The sequence below is a fragment of the Streptococcus danieliae genome (assembly GCF_009767945.1).
Classification (GTDB): Bacteria; Bacillota; Bacilli; order Lactobacillales; family Streptococcaceae; genus Streptococcus; species Streptococcus danieliae.
In genome coordinates this window covers 1-20,063 of record NZ_WSRS01000006.1, presented here as the reverse complement: position 1 = coordinate 20,063, position 20,063 = coordinate 1, and the positions used below count along the sequence as shown (strand labels likewise).

General features: G+C 43.9%; 20 protein-coding genes and 2 tRNA genes. 18 read left to right on the top strand and 4 right to left on the bottom strand.

Features of this window, described 5'->3' with window-relative positions; all coding sequences use genetic code 11:
• Positions 1–829: 829 nt before the first annotated feature.
• Together E5983_RS01430 and pepT are read right to left on the bottom strand one after the other, a co-directional pair.
• Positions 830–1,177 (bottom strand): hypothetical protein, encoded by a 348-nt coding sequence (locus E5983_RS01430; protein ID WP_160332145.1) that lies wholly within the window; start codon positions 1,175–1,177, stop codon positions 830–832.
• An 18-nt stretch (positions 1,178–1,195) separates the two neighbouring features.
• On the bottom strand, positions 1,196–2,440 hold the full coding sequence (pepT, locus tag E5983_RS01425; RefSeq protein ID WP_160332144.1) for a peptidase T: 1,245 nt from the start codon (positions 2,438–2,440) through the stop codon (positions 1,196–1,198).
• A gap of 136 nt (positions 2,441–2,576) precedes the next feature.
• On the opposite strand from pepT, the gene E5983_RS01420 reads away from it, so the two are divergent.
• From E5983_RS01420 to E5983_RS01370, 11 genes are all read left to right on the top strand, one after another.
• Positions 2,577–2,999: a Fur family transcriptional regulator gene (locus tag E5983_RS01420; RefSeq protein ID WP_160332143.1), complete on the top strand. Its 423-nt coding sequence runs from the start codon at positions 2,577–2,579 to the stop codon at positions 2,997–2,999.
• A 142-nt stretch (positions 3,000–3,141) separates the two neighbouring features.
• Positions 3,142–3,837 (top strand): phosphoglycerate mutase, encoded by a 696-nt coding sequence (locus E5983_RS01415; protein WP_160332142.1) that lies wholly within the window; start codon positions 3,142–3,144, stop codon positions 3,835–3,837.
• A 154-nt stretch (positions 3,838–3,991) separates the two neighbouring features.
• Positions 3,992–6,022, top strand: coding sequence for a penicillin-binding transpeptidase domain-containing protein (locus tag E5983_RS01410; protein WP_160332141.1), 2,031 nt, complete (start codon positions 3,992–3,994; stop codon positions 6,020–6,022).
• Positions 6,023–6,031: 9 nt separating this feature from the next.
• Positions 6,032–6,628 (top strand): recombination mediator RecR, encoded by a 597-nt coding sequence (gene recR, locus E5983_RS01405; RefSeq protein ID WP_160332140.1) that lies wholly within the window; start codon positions 6,032–6,034, stop codon positions 6,626–6,628.
• A gap of 9 nt (positions 6,629–6,637) precedes the next feature.
• Positions 6,638–7,681, top strand: coding sequence for a D-alanine--D-alanine ligase (locus E5983_RS01400; protein ID WP_160332139.1), 1,044 nt, complete (start codon positions 6,638–6,640; stop codon positions 7,679–7,681).
• A 124-nt stretch (positions 7,682–7,805) separates the two neighbouring features.
• Positions 7,806–9,164 (top strand): UDP-N-acetylmuramoyl-tripeptide--D-alanyl-D-alanine ligase, encoded by a 1,359-nt coding sequence (locus tag E5983_RS01395; RefSeq protein WP_160332138.1) that lies wholly within the window; start codon positions 7,806–7,808, stop codon positions 9,162–9,164.
• A 3-nt stretch (positions 9,165–9,167) separates the two neighbouring features.
• Positions 9,168–9,860, top strand: coding sequence for a TMEM164 family acyltransferase (locus E5983_RS01390; RefSeq protein ID WP_160332137.1), 693 nt, complete (start codon positions 9,168–9,170; stop codon positions 9,858–9,860).
• Positions 9,861–9,901: 41 nt separating this feature from the next.
• Positions 9,902–10,285 carry a PH domain-containing protein gene (locus E5983_RS01385; RefSeq protein WP_160332136.1) on the top strand — a complete coding sequence of 128 codons (384 nt, stop codon included), beginning with the start codon at positions 9,902–9,904 and terminating at the stop codon, positions 10,283–10,285.
• Entirely contained in the window at positions 10,285–10,719 is a 435-nt protein-coding gene (locus E5983_RS09765) for a hypothetical protein (RefSeq protein WP_237397558.1), read from the top strand. The genes E5983_RS01385 and E5983_RS09765 overlap by 1 nt, the downstream gene beginning before the upstream one ends.
• 216 nt (positions 10,720–10,935) lie before the next feature.
• Positions 10,936–11,734, top strand: a protein-coding gene (locus tag E5983_RS01375) for an IS5 family transposase (protein ID WP_160332135.1) whose coding sequence is annotated in 2 segments (ribosomal slippage) — positions 10,936–11,295 and positions 11,297–11,734 — 798 coding nt in all. Because the reading frame shifts where the segments join, the coding sequence is not laid out codon by codon here.
• 108 nt (positions 11,735–11,842) lie between these two features.
• A complete protein-coding gene (locus tag E5983_RS01370; RefSeq protein ID WP_160332134.1) occupies positions 11,843–12,733 on the top strand; it encodes an SPFH domain-containing protein in 891 nt (296 codons plus the stop codon).
• A gap of 59 nt (positions 12,734–12,792) precedes the next feature.
• Here E5983_RS01370 and E5983_RS01365 read toward each other — a convergent pair whose 3' ends face one another.
• Positions 12,793–13,374 (bottom strand): xanthine phosphoribosyltransferase, encoded by a 582-nt coding sequence (locus E5983_RS01365; protein WP_160332133.1) that lies wholly within the window; start codon positions 13,372–13,374, stop codon positions 12,793–12,795.
• Positions 13,375–13,556: 182 nt separating this feature from the next.
• Between E5983_RS01365 and E5983_RS01360 the strand changes: the two genes are divergently transcribed.
• Complete coding sequence (locus E5983_RS01360; RefSeq protein ID WP_160332132.1) at positions 13,557–14,864, top strand: nucleobase:cation symporter-2 family protein; 1,308 nt, start codon at positions 13,557–13,559, stop codon at positions 14,862–14,864.
• A 334-nt stretch (positions 14,865–15,198) separates the two neighbouring features.
• On the opposite strand, the gene E5983_RS01355 is transcribed toward E5983_RS01360, so the two are convergent.
• Entirely contained in the window at positions 15,199–16,662 is a 1,464-nt protein-coding gene (locus E5983_RS01355) for an alpha-amylase (protein WP_160332131.1), read from the bottom strand.
• A gap of 117 nt (positions 16,663–16,779) precedes the next feature.
• Here E5983_RS01355 and E5983_RS01350 point away from each other — a divergent pair, with 117 nt between their 5' ends.
• The 6 genes from E5983_RS01350 (at position 16,780) to E5983_RS01325 (ending at position 19,901) form a co-directional block, all read left to right on the top strand.
• Complete coding sequence (locus E5983_RS01350) at positions 16,780–17,010, top strand: DUF2969 domain-containing protein (protein WP_160332130.1); 231 nt, start codon at positions 16,780–16,782, stop codon at positions 17,008–17,010.
• A gap of 49 nt (positions 17,011–17,059) precedes the next feature.
• Positions 17,060–17,140 (top strand) — tRNA-Tyr (locus E5983_RS01345).
• A gap of 11 nt (positions 17,141–17,151) precedes the next feature.
• A tRNA-Gln gene (locus E5983_RS01340) sits at positions 17,152–17,223 on the top strand.
• A 151-nt stretch (positions 17,224–17,374) separates the two neighbouring features.
• The gene (rpsA, locus tag E5983_RS01335) at positions 17,375–18,574 is read left to right on the top strand and encodes a 30S ribosomal protein S1 (protein ID WP_160332129.1); all 1,200 of its coding nucleotides are present in this window, start codon (positions 17,375–17,377) and stop codon (positions 18,572–18,574) included.
• A gap of 192 nt (positions 18,575–18,766) precedes the next feature.
• Complete coding sequence (locus E5983_RS01330) at positions 18,767–19,636, top strand: LytR/AlgR family response regulator transcription factor (RefSeq protein ID WP_160332128.1); 870 nt, start codon at positions 18,767–18,769, stop codon at positions 19,634–19,636.
• 46 nt (positions 19,637–19,682) lie between these two features.
• Complete coding sequence (locus tag E5983_RS01325; RefSeq protein WP_160332127.1) at positions 19,683–19,901, top strand: hypothetical protein; 219 nt, start codon at positions 19,683–19,685, stop codon at positions 19,899–19,901.
• Positions 19,902–20,063 lie beyond the last annotated feature (162 nt).

The window sequence follows — 20,063 nt, the reverse complement described above, 5'->3', positions numbered from 1 at the left end:
ATAATTATAAAGTGTATAAAAACTAAATTTCTGAAAATCTAAATGTTGATTTATCAAGGTTTGAGTGATTCAATTTGAAGAAAAACTGGGGTTTTTAGAGGTGCCCTTAAGCTTCTGAAGCGCTCTGCTTTTGGCTATCGGAAACATGAGCATCTATTTGCCAGAACTTACTGGATGCAGACTGCCGCTGTCCACTCTATCTAAAGAGCCCTCCCCTCTAAGGAGGGAAGGGACAGAAGGTTTGAACTAACTATTAGTATTTTAGATTTTTACAGTGGAGCTATTAATGTGACCCTGGCTTCTAGAAATTAAAGAGATGCAAGACCCAGTGGTGTAAAGGGAGTGGGACAGAACTAAATTTGAAAAAATTTAGTTCGTAGTCCCATCCCCGCAAGGCTGATTAGGTTCTCTTCCGAGCTTGAAAAGCGAACGAAGAGACCAATCAGCTACTGCGTCAAAGTCATTTCGCTAACTACAATAATCGAGGCTAGACTTTTGTCCCAGCCTCCGGGGGAGTCGGAAAACTTCGGTTTCCGACTAAGGCCTGGAACTCGTCAGAGGTCGCTGCCGTCCCCCACCACAGGTCAAGCATCTCATAAAAATTCGAAAGAAGCCAGAGGTCAAACTACTTCATTACAGTTATTAAAAACTAAAAATTATCAAAATCTATGATTAGACTTCCTGCGGAACTAATGTATTGGATCCCATTTCTCAGCAGGAAAGATCGCATAACCACACTGAAATATTTTGTAACTTAGTCTTTTTCAAGTGATGACTCCGATAAATCTCAAGTTCTGTCACTGTTTTGCAGGAAGTCTATTATCAGTTTTTAGGGATTCCACACAAGAGTAAAAGAACCTAGAAACCCTAGTATAGCAAGACTTCTGGAAGTTTTTTGAATTCTGTATGAACCATTTGGGTTAAAACCAATACCTCGGAAAGTATTGCTTTTCATAGTGTTTTCAATAACACCAAAGACAGGTTCTACCCGACAAGGAACACGGGCTAACTGACGACCAAACTTCTTGTCGATCTCGGTAAGTGGAGTGCTGGGATAGGAGATACGAGCTGTATCGTACATATATCCTTCTGGTACAGGTTTGCCAATAGAAGAACGATCCTCAAAAACAGGTTTGTGAGGATTCGAAAGTTCAGCTAGTAGGTTAGAATTATGCACATTAGCTGTTGTTACTAGCTACGGTTTAGGGGGGAGTGAGAGTTCTTGGCTGGCAATGCCGATAATGACATCACAGGCTTTTTCCATGGTTTGGAGACTGACAAATTCGTAGCGACCGTGCATGTTTTCACCACCTGCGAAGATGTTTGGGGTTGGGATGCCCATGAAGGAAATTTTGGAGCCATCCGTGCCACCGCGGATTGGTTCAATAATCGGTGTAATGTCCAAGGATTTCATGACTTGCTCAGCTAGTAGAACAGGTCGCATATCTTTTTCGATGACTTCTTTCATGTTGGAATACTGGTCCTTGATAGCGACGCAGACGCGTTCTTCACCCCAGCTCCGGTTCATGCGACCGGCAATACGTTGGAGAGTTTCTTTGCGGTCGGTCAAAGCCTGGCTTTCAAAATCCCGTAGGATATAGTCGGCATGGGCTTCTTCTTCGGTACCGGATAGTTTTTGGAGGTGATAAAAGCCTTGGTAACCCTCTGTGTACTCAGGGCGTTCGGCATCTGGTACAACGCTATGGAAGTCCATGGCCAGTTGGAGAGCGTTGATCATTTGGTCCTTGGCAGTTCCAGGATGGACATTTCGTCCTTTGAAGGTAATGTGGGCTAGGGCCGCATTGAAGGTTTCATATTGGAGTTCTCCCAGGGGGCCACCGTCCACGGTATAGGCGAAATCAACATTAAAGTCAGCCGCATCAAAGCGATCGGCTCCGGTTCCGATTTCTTCATCTGGTCCAAAACCGATACGAAGCTCGGCGTGTTCGATTTCTGGGTGAGCGATTAGATATTCAACGGCTGAGAGAATTTCGGCAATGCCAGCCTTATCGTCGGCTCCTAGCAGGGTGTTCCCATCGGTTGTAATGAGGGTTTGGCCTAGGTAGTTTTGGAGTTGTGGGAACTGGTTGGGGTTCAATTCATAGCCACTGTCGCCGAGTGGAATGCTGCCGCCTTGGTAGTTTTCGACCACTTGTGGGCGAACATTGTCAGCATTGAAATCGGCTGTATCCATGTGGGAAATGAAGCCAATTTTATAAGGGAATTTATCGGAATTGGCTGGTAGGGTACCGACAATAAAACCGTTATCGAGGTAGTGGACGTCTTCCAAGCCAATAAATTCCATAGTTGGTTTGAGGACGTTGAGGGCAAAGTCGATCTGACTTTGCGTTGAGGGGATGCGATCCGCATATTCATCGGATCGGGTGTTAATCCGGACATAGTCCAGAAAATGGCTGAGGAGCTGCGGGTATTTGCTCATAGTAGTACCAACCTTTCTCAATGTACCTTTTTATTATAAAGCTAGCTGGGAGGAACTGCAAGATGTTTCTATTTTCATAATCAAAAAAGAGGAATTTAGGATATAATGGAATTAGTAGAATAAAAAGAGGAAGAATATGGTGAACAAGCTCGAGGGAATATTGGAAGATTTACGGGATCATGGTATTCGTGTGACGGAGGCACGTCGTTTGATGTTGGAGTATTTAATGACGAGTCATGAGCATCCGAGTGCTGAGAAAATTTATCAGGACCTGATGGATGTTTACCCGCAAATTAGTTTGGCAACGGTTTACAACAATCTCAATCTGTTTCTCAAGGAGGGATTGGTTACGGAAATCAAGATAAAAAATGATCAGACGCGGTATTATGATTTTATGGGTAATGAGCACCTCAATATCGTTTGTGAAAATTGTGGAAAGATTGCAGATTTTGAAGGAGAGCCACTGCCGGATATCTCAGACCTTGTCAGAGACCAGACTGGTTATCAGTTGCAAAAACAAGAACTTCTGGTCTACGGTCTCTGTCCAGAGTGTCAGTAAGTGGAGGCTGGATAAATTTGGGGAGCTGCCTGACGTGAATATGTCGTGATGAAATTCACTTATCCCTTGTTTTTGACCCAGAAGTGTAGTAGAATAATGGAGACTGCTTGGCAGTACTTATAATACCTAAGGAGAATTAGAGATGGTGAAATTAGTTTTTGCTCGTCATGGTGAATCAGAATGGAACAAGGCTAACCTCTTTACAGGTTGGGCAGATGTTGACTTGTCTGACAAAGGGACTCAGCAAGCGATTGATGCTGGTAAATTGATCAAAGAAGCTGGAATCGAATTTGACCAAGCTTACACTTCTGTTTTGAAACGTGCGATCAAAACAACCAACCTTGCTTTGGAAGCAGCAGACCAATTGTGGGTACCTGTTGAAAAATCATGGCGTTTGAATGAGCGTCACTACGGTGGTTTGACTGGTAAAAACAAGGCTGAAGCAGCTGAGCAATTTGGTGATGAGCAAGTTCACATTTGGCGCCGTTCTTACGATGTCTTACCGCCAAACATGGATCGTGATGATGAGCATTCTGCTCACTCTGATCGTCGTTATGCACATTTGGATGGAACTGTAATTCCAGATGCGGAAAACTTGAAAGTTACCTTGGAACGTGCCCTTCCTTTCTGGGAAGATAAAATTGCGCCAGCTTTGAAAGACGGTAAAAATGTCTTTGTTGGAGCACACGGTAACTCTATCCGTGCTCTTGTAAAACACATCAAACAATTGTCAGATGATGAAATCATGGATGTTGAAATTCCAAACTTCCCACCACTTGTGTTCGAATTGGATGACAAATTGAACGTTGTGAAAGAATATTACCTTGGACAAGACTAATCTTGTATGAGGGGAACGTCTGGGCTTTGTGCCTGGGCGTTTTTTTGATTCTTTTGAGCGATTTTTTAGGGGAAATATTTAAAGTGGGGATGACCACTTGCTGAGGAATCTGTGGTAAAATGAAGAGAGTTTTCAAGAAAGTGCTAGGAAGAGAATGAGAAGAAAAAAGCCCGTCATTGAGCAACAAACCATCCCTGGAAGACTCTATTTAATCCTTGGGTTGGTTTTTGGTATATTTGTCATTTTAGGGGCCAGATTAGCCTATATGCAGGTTTTTAACCAGGCTTTTTATTTGGAAAAAATGAATATGGCCAGTCAAAAAATCATCAAGGCCAGTTCGGTTCGCGGGCAAATCTATGATGCCCAAGGCAAGCCCTTGGTCGAAAATGAAAGCAAGCAAGTGGTCTCCTATACCCGCAGTAATCAGGATACAGCCGAGTCTTTGAAGGAAACAGCTCGAAAAATTGACCAATTGGTGGAGGTCAAGGACGAGGATCTGAGCCAACGCCAATTAGCAGACTACTACCTGGCCGATCCAGCTGTCTATCGGGAAGTGGTGGAACAGCTGCCCAAAGATAAAAAAGTGGATGGCGAGGGGAATCCTTTAGAGGAGAAAGACCTCTACCGCAATGCTGTAGAGACAGTAACCTTGAAGCAGGAAGACCTGAGTCCAGAGGAGAAAAAAATCGCCCTGCTCTTCACCCAGCTTAATGCCATTTCCAGTTTTGGAACGGGCCACCTCCGAACAGAGGATTTGAATCCGGAACAGGTCGCCCTGGTGGCCTCCAGTAGCCAGGACATCCCAGGGATTTCCATTTCCACCAGCTGGGAACGGAAGGTCTTGGAATCGCCGCTGTCCAGCATTGTTGGTAGTGTCTCCAGTGAGAAAACCGGGATTCCAGCTGAGGAGGTTGAGGAGTACCTAAAGAAAGGCTACTCTCTCAATGACCGAGTTGGGACTTCTTATTTGGAAAAAGAATACGAAGAGGTTCTCCAAGGTAAGCGTTCGGAAAAAGAACTGTATCTGGATAAAAATGGTAACCTGGAAAAAGTAGTGACCAAGTCAGAGGGCGAAAAAGGTCAAAACCTTAAGTTGACGGTTGACCTGGATTTCCAGCAAGGAGTAGAGGACATCTTACGCAATGCCCTCCAGTCGGAGATGGATAAGGGAGCGGCGCTGGAGACGGAAGGTGCCTATGCTGTTGTCTTGAATCCAGAAGATGGTTCAGTTCTCGCCATGGCTGGAGTTAAGCAAGATTTGGAAAGCCATGATCTGGCGACAGATTCTTTGGGGACCATTACCAATGTTTTTGTACCAGGTTCGGTGGTCAAACCAGCCACCCTCACAGCTGGCTGGCAGAATGGGGTCCTGACAGGTAATGAAGTCCTAGCTGATCAAAATGTTTATGGAATTAATTCCTGGTTTACCGAAGGTAGTGTACGTGACATTTCGGCCCTGGATGCTCTGGAATATTCGTCCAATACCTACATGGTTCAGGTGGCCTTGCGAATTTTGGGAAGTCCACTGGGAACAGCGCTTTTGGATAGTCCAGAGGCTGTGAAACCAGCTATGGAGAAAATCCGCTCAGCCTTTGCCCAGTACGGGATGGGGGTCAAAACAGAAATTGACTTGCCCAATGAGTCGCTTGGCTTTTTACCAGCTGAATTTACGGTTGCAGACTATATGAATAATTCTTTCGGTCAGTTTGATAACTACACCCCGATGCAGTTGGCCCAATATGCAGCAACCTTGGCCAATGGTGGTCAGCGGATCCAGCCCCATATTGTGGCAGGTATTTATGAGAATGACGAGAATGGTGGCCTAGGCTCGGAGGTTGAGAAAAAGACTGGTCGTCTGCTCAACCAGGTGTCGATTTCTCAAGAGGATATGAGCCTCTTGCAAGAGGGGATGAATCGGGTCGTTTATGGAGGTTCCGCCTTTACAACTGGGGCGACAGTTGGTCAAGGAGCAGCTGTCAGCATTGCGGCTAAGACCGGGACAGCTGAGACCTTTGTCAGCCGCGGCAAGGTACGCGCGGTTAATACCAATGTCGTCGCCTATGCTCCAAGTAGTGAGCCAGAAATTGCGGTTGCGGTGGTTTTCCCTCATAATACCGATTTACTTTCCACCGTTAGCCACAGTATCACTAAAGATATTGTGAATTTATATTATTCTAAAAAATAAGGAGGAGCTATGCTCTATCCCACACCCATTGCAAAATTAATCGAAAGTTATTCCAAGCTCCCTGGAATTGGTAAAAAGACAGCCACCCGCTTAGCCTTTCATACCATTAGCATGGAGGATGAAGAGGTGGCCGAATTTGCCAAAAACCTCTTGGCAGCTAAGCGTGAATTGACATATTGTGCCATCTGTGGTAATCTGACAGATGATGACCCTTGTGCCATCTGCCGAGATGAAACACGGGATGAAACACAAATTTTAGTGGTAGAAGACAGTCGGGACGTGACAGCCATGGAAAACATTCAAGAGTACCATGGGCGTTACCATGTGCTCGGGGGATTGATTTCTCCCATGAACGGGGTTAGTCCAGATGATATTAATCTCAAATCCCTGATCAGCCGTTTGATGGATGGTCAGGTAACCGAAGTGATTGTGGCAACTGATGCGACCGCAGATGGTGAGGCCACATCCATGTATATTTCACGCATTTTAAAGCCAGCAGGCATCAAGGTCACGCGTTTGGCCAGGGGCTTAGCTGTTGGTAGTGATATTGAGTATGCGGATGAGGTGACCCTACTGAGGGCCATTGAAAACCGTACAGAATTATAGGAGTCAGACATGAAAGAAACATTAATTCTCTTGTATGGAGGTCGGAGTGCAGAGCGGGAGGTTTCCGTATTAACGGCTGAGAGTGTGATGCGGGCTGTAGACTATGACCGTTTCCAGGTGAAGACCTACTTTATTAGTAGTGAAGGGAAGTTTTATAAGACTCAGGAGTTTACCTCAACTCCAGATGCATCCGAGAAATTGATGACCAATGACCGCTTGGCTGACTTAGAAGCCCTTAACCCAGGACTTCTTTATGAAGAGGGGGCCGTTATTTTTCCCTTGCTCCATGGACCAATGGGAGAAGATGGAACTATTCAAGGCTTTTTTGAAATTTTGAGCATGCCCTATGTGGGGACTGGTGTGTTAGCTTCTAGTATGGCCATGGATAAAATTTCGACCAAGAGAATTTTGGAATCCGCAGGGATTGCGCAGGTGCCTTATACGACCTTTATTGAAGGAGATGACTTGGGCTTGGCTTTGGATGAGACAGAGGCACGTTTGTCTTATCCAGTCTTTGTGAAACCGTCCAATATGGGATCCAGTGTGGGTATTTCCAAGGCTGAAGATCGGGCGTCCTTGGAGGCAGCTATCCGCGAAGCCTTGCGTTACGATAGCCGTATTCTCATCGAGCAAGGGGTGGATGCGCGTGAGATTGAGGTGGCTATTCTTGGCAACCAAGATATCCAAACTACCATCCCTGGAGAAGTTGTCAAAGATGTTGCCTTCTATGATTATCAAGCTAAATATATTGATAATAAAATTGAGATGGCGATTCCTGCGCAAATCCCTGAAGAAGTGGCTGCTAAGATGCGAGAAGAAGCCCGTAAAGCCTTCCATGCCCTAGGTGGAACTGGTTTATCTCGTTGTGATTTCTTCTATACAAAAGATGGAGACATTTTCTTAAATGAGCTTAACACCATGCCAGGCTTTACCCAGTGGTCCATGTACCCGTTACTATGGAAGAATATGGGACTTTCCTATGAAGATCTGATTTCTAAACTAGTAGACTTGGCTAAAGAGGTTTATGCCAAACGGCAAGCGCATTTCTTTTAAGGATTGATGCGGTCACGAATAGGAGCTGGTGAGGAATCAGTATCTTTTTCAAAAAGGATCACCAGCAAAAAGACGGGCTTGCCCCGTCTTTTTATTTAAATGCGAATAGATTAGATAGAGAGACATGATGCTAACACTGAAAGAAATTCAAAGAGTTTTAAAACCGAAAAACCACCTGGTGCTGGAGGAGGATCAGGCGATTGCAAAGGTTGAGTTTGACAGCCGCTTGGTGGATATCGGAGATTTATTTGTCCCCCTCAAGGGCGCGCGGGATGGTCATGACTTTATAGATGTGGCCTTTCAACAAGGCGCTTTAGCAACCCTATCCGACAGAGAATTGGACATCCCTGAAATCTATTTTTGGGTTGAGGATGTATTGGAAGCTCTGCAGGCTTTGGCGGCCTATGTGTTAGAGAAAAGTCAGGTGGATGTATTGGCTGTCACCGGTTCCAACGGGAAGACAACCACCAAAGATATGTTGGCGCATCTGCTGGTAACAACCTTTTCAACCTATAAAACCCAAGGGAATTACAACAATGAAATTGGACTTCCCTACACCATCCTCCACATGCCCCCAGGGACTGAGAAACTGGTGTTAGAAATGGGGCAAGACCATCTGGGAGACATTTCGCTCCTGTCGAAAATTGCCAAACCTAAGGCAGCGGCAGTTACCATTGTTGCAGAAGCGCATTTGGAATTTTTCAAAGATCGTAGGGAGATTGCCCAAGGTAAGTTACAGATTGCGGATGGCATGCCTGCAGGATCCCTCTTATTAGTACCGGCAGATCCTATGTTGGATGACTTGCTTCCGAATCATGTGAAAGTTAAGCGCTTTGGTGAGGGAGGTGACCTTTGCTTTAGCAATTTGGAAGAAAACCGGGCCTGGCTTCGCTTCCAAACGAACTTCTTGCAAGAACCCCTGCAAGTTCCTCTACCGGGTAAATACAATGCCAGCAATGCCATGGTCGCGGCCTACTTAGCCAAGGCTGAAGGCGTGTCTGAAGCAGCCATCGCGGAAGCTTTCCAAAGCCTCATCCTGACTAAAAACCGGACAGAATGGCGGACTGCCCAAAATGGAGCAGCTATTCTCTCAGATGTCTATAATGCCAACCCAACAGCCATGCGTTTGATTCTTGAGACCTTTGCGAGCTTGGACCGAGAAGAGGGCGGGCGGAAGCTGGCTGTCCTGGCAGATATGAAAGAATTGGGGCAGGAATCCGACCAATTGCATTTGTCGATGATTACAAGTCTCAGTCCAGAGGAACTAGACCGTGTTTATTTCTACGGCCAAGAGATTGAAAATCTGGCCAAACTGGCTGCGGAGATTTTCCCCTTGGGTTCGGTTTTGTATTACCCAACCAAGGATTTCGAAGCCTTATCGCAGGCGGTCTGTGCAGATCTTCAACCTGCGGATCAGATTTTATTAAAAGGCAGCAACTCCATGAACTTGGCTAAGATTGTGGAGGCTTTAGAAGGAGATTAAGGTATGGGGGATTTATTAACGCAACTATTTTCAACAAGACCCCTTGATTACCCTCCTCATTTGGGCTGGCAGGGACACTTTGGGTTAGTGCTGAGCCTCCCTCTGCTATTTTGGGCAGCGCGTAATCGTAAGGGGGAGAAGGCTGTCAAAAATCTCTTTATTTTGATTCTGCTAGCCTTGTATGGATTTTTCTTTCTCCGCGATTTTTCCTGGAAGACCAGTTTACCTTTTTACCATTGTCGGCTGGCTATGTTTTTTTTATTGCTCTCGCCAGATGGCTCCAAGCTCAAACAGTTTTGGGCCTATGTTGGAGTGCTTGGTCCGGTAGTCGCCCTGGTATATCCGATACTCTATCCCTATCCGTTTTTCCATATCACCAACCTTAGTTTTGTTCTGCTCCACCAATTTCTTTTTTACCTATCGGTCAGTTACCTTTCTCATCAGCCAGAGCATGTATGGCTGACCAAGCGAGATCTAGGTTTCTATTCCTTTGTGGTAACACTAGCCATGGCGGTTGTGGCAGTGCTGACTGGTGGTAATTATGGTTTTCTGCTGAACTTGCCGATTTTAGAGAGCAGATCTATCTGGTTTAATCTTTTCTTATTAACCGTACTTTTACTTCTCAGCCTCATTGGAGTCCAAGAAGCTCTTCTTTCTTTGAAGGAAAGAAAAGAGGTTGGAGAACAGTTGGCTTAGATAAGTGTGCTATAATGGATAAAAAATTAAAGGAGTCAGAAATGGGAATTTTTTCAGGTTTGATGGGAAATGCGAGCGAAAAGGATAGTCGAAAAGTAAAAGAGGAGTTGGACAATATCCTCCTAGCAGAGGAAGAAGTGGAGATGGCCTATACCCTCGTCCGGGATTTGATTGTTTTTACCGATTGCCGTTTGATTCTTGTTGACAAACAAGGAATGACCGGTAAAAAAGTATCCTATAAATCGATTCCCTACGGATCTATCTCACGTTTTACTGTTGAAACCAGTGGTCATTTTGATTTGGATGCGGAGTTGAAAATCTGGATCTCTTCTGCGGCTGAACCAGCAGAAGTGCTACAATTCAAGAGTGACACCAGCGTTGTAGCGATTCAAAAAGCCTTGGCTGCAGCGGTACTGCTAAAATAATGATTGAAAATCCTCGTTTTAGCGATTTCCTACTTCGTCTTCCGACAGAAGTGCAACTTATTTTAGCGGATATGATTCCTCGTTACCAACAGGGCTATCTTGACTATGTCTACCAAACAAAGAAAGTTGATATCCAGGCCCGACGGATTAAGAACCTGGTCAAGAATTTTCGGAAAATGGACTATACCTACGTCATGCCCATGCCCCAGGACTTGGCTTTGGAAATTACCCAGGATTGGCTATTTCCTGCGGAGTTCGTTTTTTCTCTAGGGGAGATGAAAGATGAGCTCTTATCCCCTGCTACCCGTGAGGAGAAGTACTTTGTTGTGATTTGGAATGGGGTCTTACTAGGCTATTTCCGTATCCTGCCACAAGGAGATAAACTAGACTTGTTTCTAGCTCTCAAACCAAAGTATTTGCGGCAAGGTAGGTGAGTCCATTTCTACCGAACCATTGAAGTCTTTATCAAACAGCAGGAACAAGGGACAGTCTTACAAGTGTAGACTTTGGAACCAAAGATTCAAGAATTTTTCCGCACCTGTGGTTTCAGTTGGAGCTCTGCTGGTCAGCCTTTGATCAAGAACTTGTAGGAACTTACGCTTATTTCATAATAGACTTCCTGCAAAACTATAATATGATAAACTAAAGCTATGAATTATGAATCCAGTAAAAAACTTTCCGATGTACGCTTTAAACGCCTAGTTGGTGTTGAGAGAATAACTTTTGAAAAGATGTTAGAAATCTTGACAGTTGCTTATCAGGCAAAACACTCTAAAGGTGGCCGTAAACCCAAAATGAGTTTAGAAGACATCTTGATGGCTACTCTTCAATATCTACGTGAATATCGCACTTATGAACAAATTGCGGCTGATTTTGGTGTACATGAAAGTAACCTTATTCGTCGTAGCCATTGGGTTGAAGAAACTTTAGTTCAAAATGGTTTCGCTATTGGAAAAAGAGAAATCAAAGATACGGATACACTCATCGTTGATGCAACAGAAGTGAGAATTCAACGCCCCAAAAAAACAAAAGTTAAACTATTCTGGCAAAAAGAAAATTCATGCAAGCAAGGCGCAAATAATCGTAACTGGACAAGGACGAATTCTTTTTCTCGATGTTCAGCTGAATTACTGCCACGACATGAAACTTTTTAGAACTAGTAGACGAAATTTATCTAAGGCTCAGGAAATATTGGCAGATAGCGGGTATCAAGGACTTACGAAGCTCTATCCTCAAGCAAAAACTCCTGTAAAATCTAGTAAATTACATCCCCTAACAAAAGAGGAAAAATCTTATAATCGAGCTCTATCTTCAAGACGTATTAAGGTTGAGAATGTCTTTGCAAAATTTAAAGTGTTTAAAATATTTTCAACCACTTATCGGAATCGTAAGAAACGCTTTGGTTTACGAATGAATTTGATTGCTGGTATTATCAATTTTGAAGGATAGTTAACGTTTCGCAGGAAGTCTAATAAATCAGTTTGAGGGGGAACTCCCCCTTTTTTCTTTTAGCCCAGATAGAAATATGATAGAATGGTAGGAAAAGGAGGGAAGAAGATGATTTTAGTCTTGATTCTGTCAGTGATTTTCCTATTGCTGCTGTTGGTGTTGGTGCTCAGTTCGATTTATGTGGTTCGTCAACAGTCGGTAGCGATTGTTGAGCGGTTTGGTCGTTATCAGAAGACGGCGACGAGTGGGATCCATGTTCGGTTGCCTTTGGGAATTGATCGTTTGGTTGCGCGGATTGAATTACGCCTGCTCCAGAGTGAGATTGTGGTGGAGACCAAAACCAAGGACAATGTTTTTGTGACCTTGAATATTGCCACTCAGTATCGGGTGAATGAGTCCAATGTAATTGATGCCTACTATAAGTTGATCAAGCCGGTTAGCCAGATTAAGTCCTACATTGAAGATGCCCTTCGTTCTTCGGTTCCTAAATTAACGCTAGATGAATTGTTTGAGAAAAAAGACGAAATCGCCTTGGAAGTTCAAAATCAAGTGGCAGAAGAAATGTCTACCTATGGTTACGAGATTGTAAAAACCCTGATTACCAAGGTTGAACCAGATGCCGAAGTCAAACAATCGATGAACGAAATCAATGCGGCTCAACGCAAACGGGTTGCAGCCCAAGAATTGGCAGAAGCCGATAAGATTAAAATCGTCACCGCCGCCGAAGCAGAGGCTGAAAAAGATCGCTTGCACGGGGTCGGGATTGCCCAACAACGGAAGGCCATTGTGGATGGCTTAGCTGAATCTATCCGGGAATTAAAGGATGCCCAGGTCAGTCTAAATGAGGAGCAAATTATGTCCATCCTTTTGACCAACCAATACCTGGATACCCTAAACAGCTTTGCGGAAGCTGGTAATTCAACGGTCTTCCTACCAGGGCAACCAGAAGGAGTGGAGGATATTCGAACACAGATCCTATCTGCCTTGAAGGCTCGTTAAATAGAACTTTACTAGTAGCAAAAAAGAGATTCACGACAATCAGTGAATCTCTTTTTTGATTACAAATCGGCTTCTTTGAAAACGACTTGACCATTTTCAAATTTTTCAATCCGGGCGAGGGAGCTAACGGGAACATCGAGATCTTCGATTAGTTGGCGTCCATCTTGGAAGGATTTTTCAATCACAATTCCGACACCGGCAATACTTGCACCCGCTTGTTGGATGATCTCAATCAGCCCCTTGGCAGCTTGACCGTTGGCCAGGAAGTCATCAACAATCAAGACCCGATCATTTTCGTTGAGGAATTTGCTGGCAATGGAGACGGTTGAGGTTACCTGTTTGGTGAAGGAATAAACCTCTGCTGTCAAAATTCCTTCGGTCATGGTGATGTTTTTATGTTTTTTGGCGAAAATCATCGGAACTTCTAAGCTCTCCGCAACATAGATAGCTGGGGCGATACCAGACGCTTCGATAGTGACAACCTTGGTAATTCCCTTATCGCGGTAACCATCGGCCAATACCTTGCCCATCTCCTTCATCAACTGATAGTCGACCTGGTGGGTTAAGAAGGAGTCGACCTTGAGGATATTTTCTCCCAAGACATTTCCATCCTGTAAAATACGCTGTTCTAATAATTGCATGATAGCCTCCATTTATGAGATATTTCCATTATATCAGATTTTTTAAAGAAAATGGTTCCTTTTATAGAATAAAATAAGCAAAAAGCGAACGTTCATTAAGCTTATTGCAGGAAATGTATTGAATTTCTCTTGTTTTTCTGTTACACTAGGTCTATTCTTTTTAAAAATAGAAGGAGGGGACCATGTCTCACAACACCCAAAAAGAAGAAGTCGCAATAATGCTTTATGGAGTTGAGGATAGACCTCCCAAAGGTCTGGCGATTCTCTTGGCTTTGCAACACATTCTGGCTGCCTTTGCAGGAATTATCGCTGTTCCCTTGGTCGTCGCTTCGGCCTTGGGCCTTCCGGTTGAACAAACATCAGCCCTCGTTTCAGCCGCTATTTTTGTCGCTGGTCTAGCAACCATCCTACAATCGAAAGGATTGGGACCGATTGGGGCGCGTGTTTCTGGTATGATGGGAACGGACTTTACCTTTGCCAATCCAGCGATTAGCGTTGGTAGTCAATTCGGTTTAGCCGGAGTGGTTGGAGCGACCATTGCAGGATCCTTTGTGGAGATCATCCTTAGTCGTTTTATCAAACCCTTGATGCGCTTTTTCCCGCCGTTAATTACTGGAACCGTGGTTACCCTGATTGGGATTACCTTGTTGCCTGTAAGTATGGACTGGGCTGCCGGAGGTGTTGGCTCGAGCGATTATGGTTCGGTTGAGAATGTCAGCATTGCCTTTGTCGTGATGCTCTTCACCCTCTTCCTCAACCACTACGGTAAAGGAATGTTGAAAACCGCTTCTGTCTTCTTTGGGATGGTGTTTGGCTATGTCCTCTGTGTCTTTCTTGGAAAAGTGGATTTGTCCGCTGTGAGCGATGCTGCTTGGGTAGCCCTTCCAAATGTTTTTGGTTTTGGTGTCCGCTTTGAACTCTCTGCTATTTTGGCCTTTATTCCAGCCTATGTGGTATCGCTGATTGGTACTGTGGGGATTATGATGGCGATCGGTGAAGCATCTGGTCAAAAAATGACTTCTGAACGAGCAGCTAACGGTGTGTTAGCCGATGGTGTTGGCTCTCTCCTAGCAGGTATCTTTGGCGCTGGTCCTAATACAGCTTTCTCACAAAACGTTGGTTTGATTGCCCTCACCAAGGTTGCCAGCCGTCAAGTGATGATTTTAGCCGGAATTATCTTGGCCTTGTTAGGGGTCTTTCCAAAAATCTCAGCTTTGATTTCAATCATGCCTCAGCCTGTACTTGGTGGGGTTGGTGTGATTATGTTCGGTTTGGTAGCAGCTCAAGGGGTTAAAACCTTGGCGACTGTCAAAATGGGCGATCGGGAACTCTTGATTATCTCACTGGCCTTTGCCTTGGGAATTGGGGTAACGGTTCGTCCAGAGTTGCTCAGCAATTTGCCTCAGGCCCTACAAATGATTTTCTCCTCTGGAATTTCAACAGGAACCATTGTGGCCTTGATTTTGAACCAAGTCTTAAAAGAAAAATAAGCTTTTCAAAGGGAGTGGGACAGAATTAAATTTGAAAAAATTTAGTTAATTCGCTTTCTTAATTTTGGGCTCATGCTAAAAAGATCCACTGGATCTTTTTACTCCCACCCCCGCAAGGCTGATTAGGTTCTCTTTCGAGCTTAAAAAGCGAACGATTGGAGTTTGCTTCGCAAACAAGATTTGGTACTCTCTAACAGCATACAATGCTATTAGACCCAATCAGCTACTGTGTCAAAGGTATTTTGTTATACAAAGTCAATGAGGCTAGACTTTTGTCCCAGCCTCTTTTTTATACGCAGAAAAGGGATATGCATCGAGGTCATATCCCTTTGTTTTATAAATCACTAGTCAGGGTCCAAGCAGAGATACTGCGGCCGTGAACGGGGAAGCTCGCCCAGCCGTCTTCGCCGACTAGAACGGTATCTGAGTGGTGGCCTAGTTGGTCACTAAAGCTTTGTCCCTGCCATTGGGTTCCAACAAACATGGAGATGGTAGCATCGTCTTTATTGCTGAGGATAACCGCTAGAGGGCTGCGGTCTAATTCTTCCGGAATCCGTGTCCAGCCAATGGTGTTTGGCTCTTCAAAGTAGTCGGTTTCTGCTCCATAGGCCCAGTATTTACGGAGGATGAGGAGCTTATCTAAAACTTCTTGGAAGCTGGCTTGGGCATGAGCTCCTTGAACACCATAGTAGTCGCCATAAAAAACGCAGGGTTTGCCCTGCTGGCGAAGTAAGATCAGACCGTAGGCAAGGGGTTTAAACCAATCTGCAACGACTGACTCCAAGGCTTGGCCTTTTTGGGTGTCGTGGTTTTCGACAAAGGTCACTGCAGAGTCGGGATGGTTTTTGACCAGGCTACCATCAAAGATGGTGGTTAAGTCAAAGTCGGCTTCTTTTTCTCCAGCTTCCTGGAAATTGTAGTGGAGTTTGACATCAACTAAGTCAAAGCGGTAGTCTGTGTCTTCCAAGTAATTGGTGTTGGTTTCTTCATCAGGATTCCAGAATTCTCCGAAGACATAGAAATCTTCAGAGAGGTTGTCCTTAATATCGCGGATGAAGTTTTTCATAAAGAAGGAATCGATGTGTTTGATGGCATCCAGGCGGAAACCCGAGATTCCTGTTGTGGGGATGAACCAGTTGACCCAGTCATAGAGATTTTGAACGACTTCTGGATGTTTGAAGTCCAAATCTGCATACATAAGATAGTCGTAGTTGCCGTTTTCCTTGTCCACAAGACTATCGTCAGACCACCCTTTATTGTCACCGACAATTTGGTAGATACCAGTTTTCTTGCGACCGGCATCAAAGTCTGTTCCGGTAAAGTGGTACCAGTGCCATTGGAAATCGTTGTAATGCCCACGACGACCTGGGAAGTAGAAGTGAGTCCAGCCTTTAATGCTGAAGGGCTCGGTCAACTCCTTGGTTCGATCTTTGGAGTCGACCTCAATGACTTTAAACGACTCCAGTCCATCAGCAGAAGCCTTGTGATTCAAGACGAGGTCAGCGATAGCTGAGATGCCATGGTCTTTTAACATACGGATGGCCTGAATGTATTCATCCTTGGTTCCATATTTGGTGCGTACGGTTCCTTTTTGGTCAAATTCCCCCAGGTCAAAAAGGTCATAAATTCCGTAACCAACATCGCTATCATTGGTGGCTTTAAAAGCAGGTGGCATCCAAACCTGGCTAATCCCAAGTTCGGCTAAATGAGGGGCATCTGCGGCCAGCCGATTCCAATGCTGACCGTCATTGGGAAGATACCACTCAAAGTATTGCATAAGTGTTTGATTTCTTTCCATAGCCCTATAGTAAAAGGAAGAGCCCTTTTTGTCAAATTTTCACCTATTAAATTTCAAGTCTGATTTGATTTTTTTAAAAGATTTGTGTAAAATCAATAGAAGATTGTGAGGTGTATCATGAGTCGGAAAGAGAAAAAAATTGAAATTCAGTTAAAGGACCACTCGGTAAAAGTGGGAGCAGAGACTTTTGAGGGCTATCAATTAATGATTGGCAAGCAGGTCGTTGGTGAAATTGCTGAATTGGAGAACCAGTTTGCCTTGGTTTCCAATGGAAATGTTCAGGAATTTCACAAAAAATTGGAGCAAGCAATTGAAAAAGTTATCGAAAGTTATAATTTATCCAAATAAAAGGCTTGCATTCTGAGAATAGTGTGATATAATAATTTTTGTTGATGTCGGAGAGATAGCGAAGAGGCTAAACGCGGCGGACTGTAAATCCGCTCCTTCGGGTTCGGGGGTTCGAATCCCTCTCTCTCCATTTCTCATTATTGGGGTATCGCCAAGCGGTAAGGCAAGGGACTTTGACTCCCTCATGCGTTGGTTCGAATCCAGCTACCCCAGTTCTTAGGTTACTTATTGGATAGAGGAAGCTAAAATATCCTTTGGATATTTTATTTCTTTATATCTAGGCGACGGTTGAAGCGGTGCGGTACTTAGGAAGAAATTTTATAAGTATATCAAGTATTGACTTGATTGTTGGAGGATTTTTTAGATGAACGAATTTGAAGATTTGCTAAACAGCGTTAGCCAAGTTGAGCCAGGCGATGTTGTGACAGCTGAAGTATTGACTGTTGATGCTGGACAAGCTAACGTAGCAATCTCTGGGACTGGTGTTGAAGGTGTCTTGACTCTTCGTGAATTGACCAACGATCGTGACGCAGACATTCACGAATTGGTTAAACCAGGTGAAACACTTGAGTTGCTTGTACTTCGTCAAGTTGTAGGTAAAGACACTGATACTGTTACCTACCTTGTATCTAAAAAACGTCTTGAAGCACGCAAAGCTTGGGATAAATTGGTTGGACGTGAAGAAGAAGTTGTCACTGTTAAAGGTACCCGCGCAGTTAAGGGTGGTTTGGCAGTTGAGTTTGAAGGACTTCGTGGTTTCATCCCAGCATCTATGCTTGATACTCGCTTTGTTCGTAACACTGAGCGTTTTGTAGGTCAAGAATTTGATGCCAAAATTAAAGAAGTGGATCCAAAAGAAAACCGCTTCATCCTTTCACGTCGTGAAGTTGTAGAAGCTGAAACAGCTGCAGCTCGTGCAGAAGTATTTGGTAAACTTTCTGTAGGTGATGTTGTAACTGGTAAAGTTGCTCGTATCACTAACTTTGGTGCCTTCATCGACCTTGGTGGTGTAGACGGATTGGTTCACTTGACTGAATTGTCACATGAGCGTAACGTATCACCTAAATCTGTTGTAACAGTTGGTGAAGAAATCGACGTTAAAGTTTTGGACTTGAACGAAGAAGAAGGACGCGTTTCCCTATCTCTTAAAGCTACAGTTCCTGGACCTTGGGACGGTGTTGAGCAAAAATTGGCTAAGGGTGACGTTATCGAAGGAACTGTTAAACGTTTGACTGACTTCGGTGCCTTTGTTGAAGTATTGCCAGGTATCGATGGCTTGGTTCACATCTCTCAAATTTCACACAAACGTGTTGAAAATCCAAAAGATGCACTTCAAGTAGGTCAAGTGGTTAACGTGAAAGTTCTTGATGTGAACGCAGCTGACGAGCGTGTATCTCTTTCTATCAAAGCTCTTGAAGAGCGTCCAGCACAAGCTGAAGGACAAGAAGAAAAACGCGCTTCACGCCCACGCCGTCCACGTCGTCAAGAAAAACGTGACTTCGAATTGCCAGAAACACAAACTGGTTTCTCAATGGCAGATCTTTTCGGAGATATCGAACTTTAATCAAAAACGAAAGACAAATCTCATAGTGAGATTTGTCTTTTTTAGTTTTTGAAAAGTCGGTTCTAGACTGTGCTGCCATTCAGAACGTTTTCATAACCTTTCAGAACATGAGAGTTTGAATGGGTTCTTTTTCCTGTATTCTTAGAGGGTTGGATTTGGAGATTGTTATGCCAAATTTCTTCGAATAATAAGATGAAAGGGAAATGTTTACGTGGCGTTATGAATATTTTTGTTTATGAAGAGCTTTGTCGAGATCATTTTTGGTGGGAAGACTTGCTGCAACATGTTTTGGTGACAATTGGTGTGGAGCTGGAGCAGTTAGAGATTCGGACCACCAGTGCGGGTTTATTGGATGCTTGGTCAAGAAGGGGGAGGCATCAGGTCTTTATTCTGGTTCTTCATGGAGAGTCTTCTTGTCGAACTTTTTTTGATTTGGTGGTTCAAATTCGGAAGCGGGATGCCCTAGCTTCGATTATTATTGTGGCAGATTCTTTGTTGTTTATGGAAGAAGTTTTTAGAAGTCAGGTTGGTGTTTTGGATTATATTTTGCGGGATTTGCCTCCTATCCGCTTTCATCAACGACTAGCCACTGTGCTGTTGCAGATTCATAGCTATTTTATTCAGGATACGCCTAAGGAGTTGATTTTAATCCGGAATTCGCAGGTGCAAATTCAGATACCGGTGCGGAAGGTCTTTTATATTGAACGAAGTTTCCGAGCTCACTATATCTCAATTGTTACCAGTGATGAAGAAGTGTCGGTTATTGCAAATTTACAGGATGTCAAAGCCACAAGTCCTTTTCTTTTTAGCTGTCACCGGTCCTTTTTGGTCAACCCTTTTAATATTCGGCGGGTTGATCGGCAGCTACGATTAGCGCTGTTTCCTAAGGGTTATTCCTACCCGATTTCCAGAAACCGGATGATGGAATTATTAAATCTAATCCATTTTCAATGCCAGGCTTGCTCACGGGATGATAAAAGGTTCTATAATAAGTTGTGTGGAAAGCTTGCTCTCCATGCAACTTTTTTTGTAATTCAGAGTGCAAAAAAAAGCAATTCCTAGTAAACTGATAAGTGAAAAAAAAACATCAGAATAGGAATTGCTTCATATGGACTATGTTACTCAAAAATTACTCGGAATTCAAAACCTAAACATTACTTTTAGAGAAAATTGGCTTACTTTTCGTAAAGATAAGCGAAATCGTCTTGCCCAAATCATTGAAGGTTCTTTGGAAAAACGTCCAAGCTGTTGCCCCTCCTGTGGAGTTATCTGGGAATCTACTAAAGATGTCTATGCCCATGGTACCACTCCTAAAGGGGACCTCTAAAAACCCCAGTTTTTCTTCAAATTTAATCACTCAAACCTTGATAAATCAACATTTAGATTTTCAGAAATTTAGTTTTTAGAGGTGCCCTAAAAAGCGTCAAATTCAGCTAACAGAAATCGATAATAAGCCTATTTATCTAGAATTAACAGTCCGTCGTTTCAA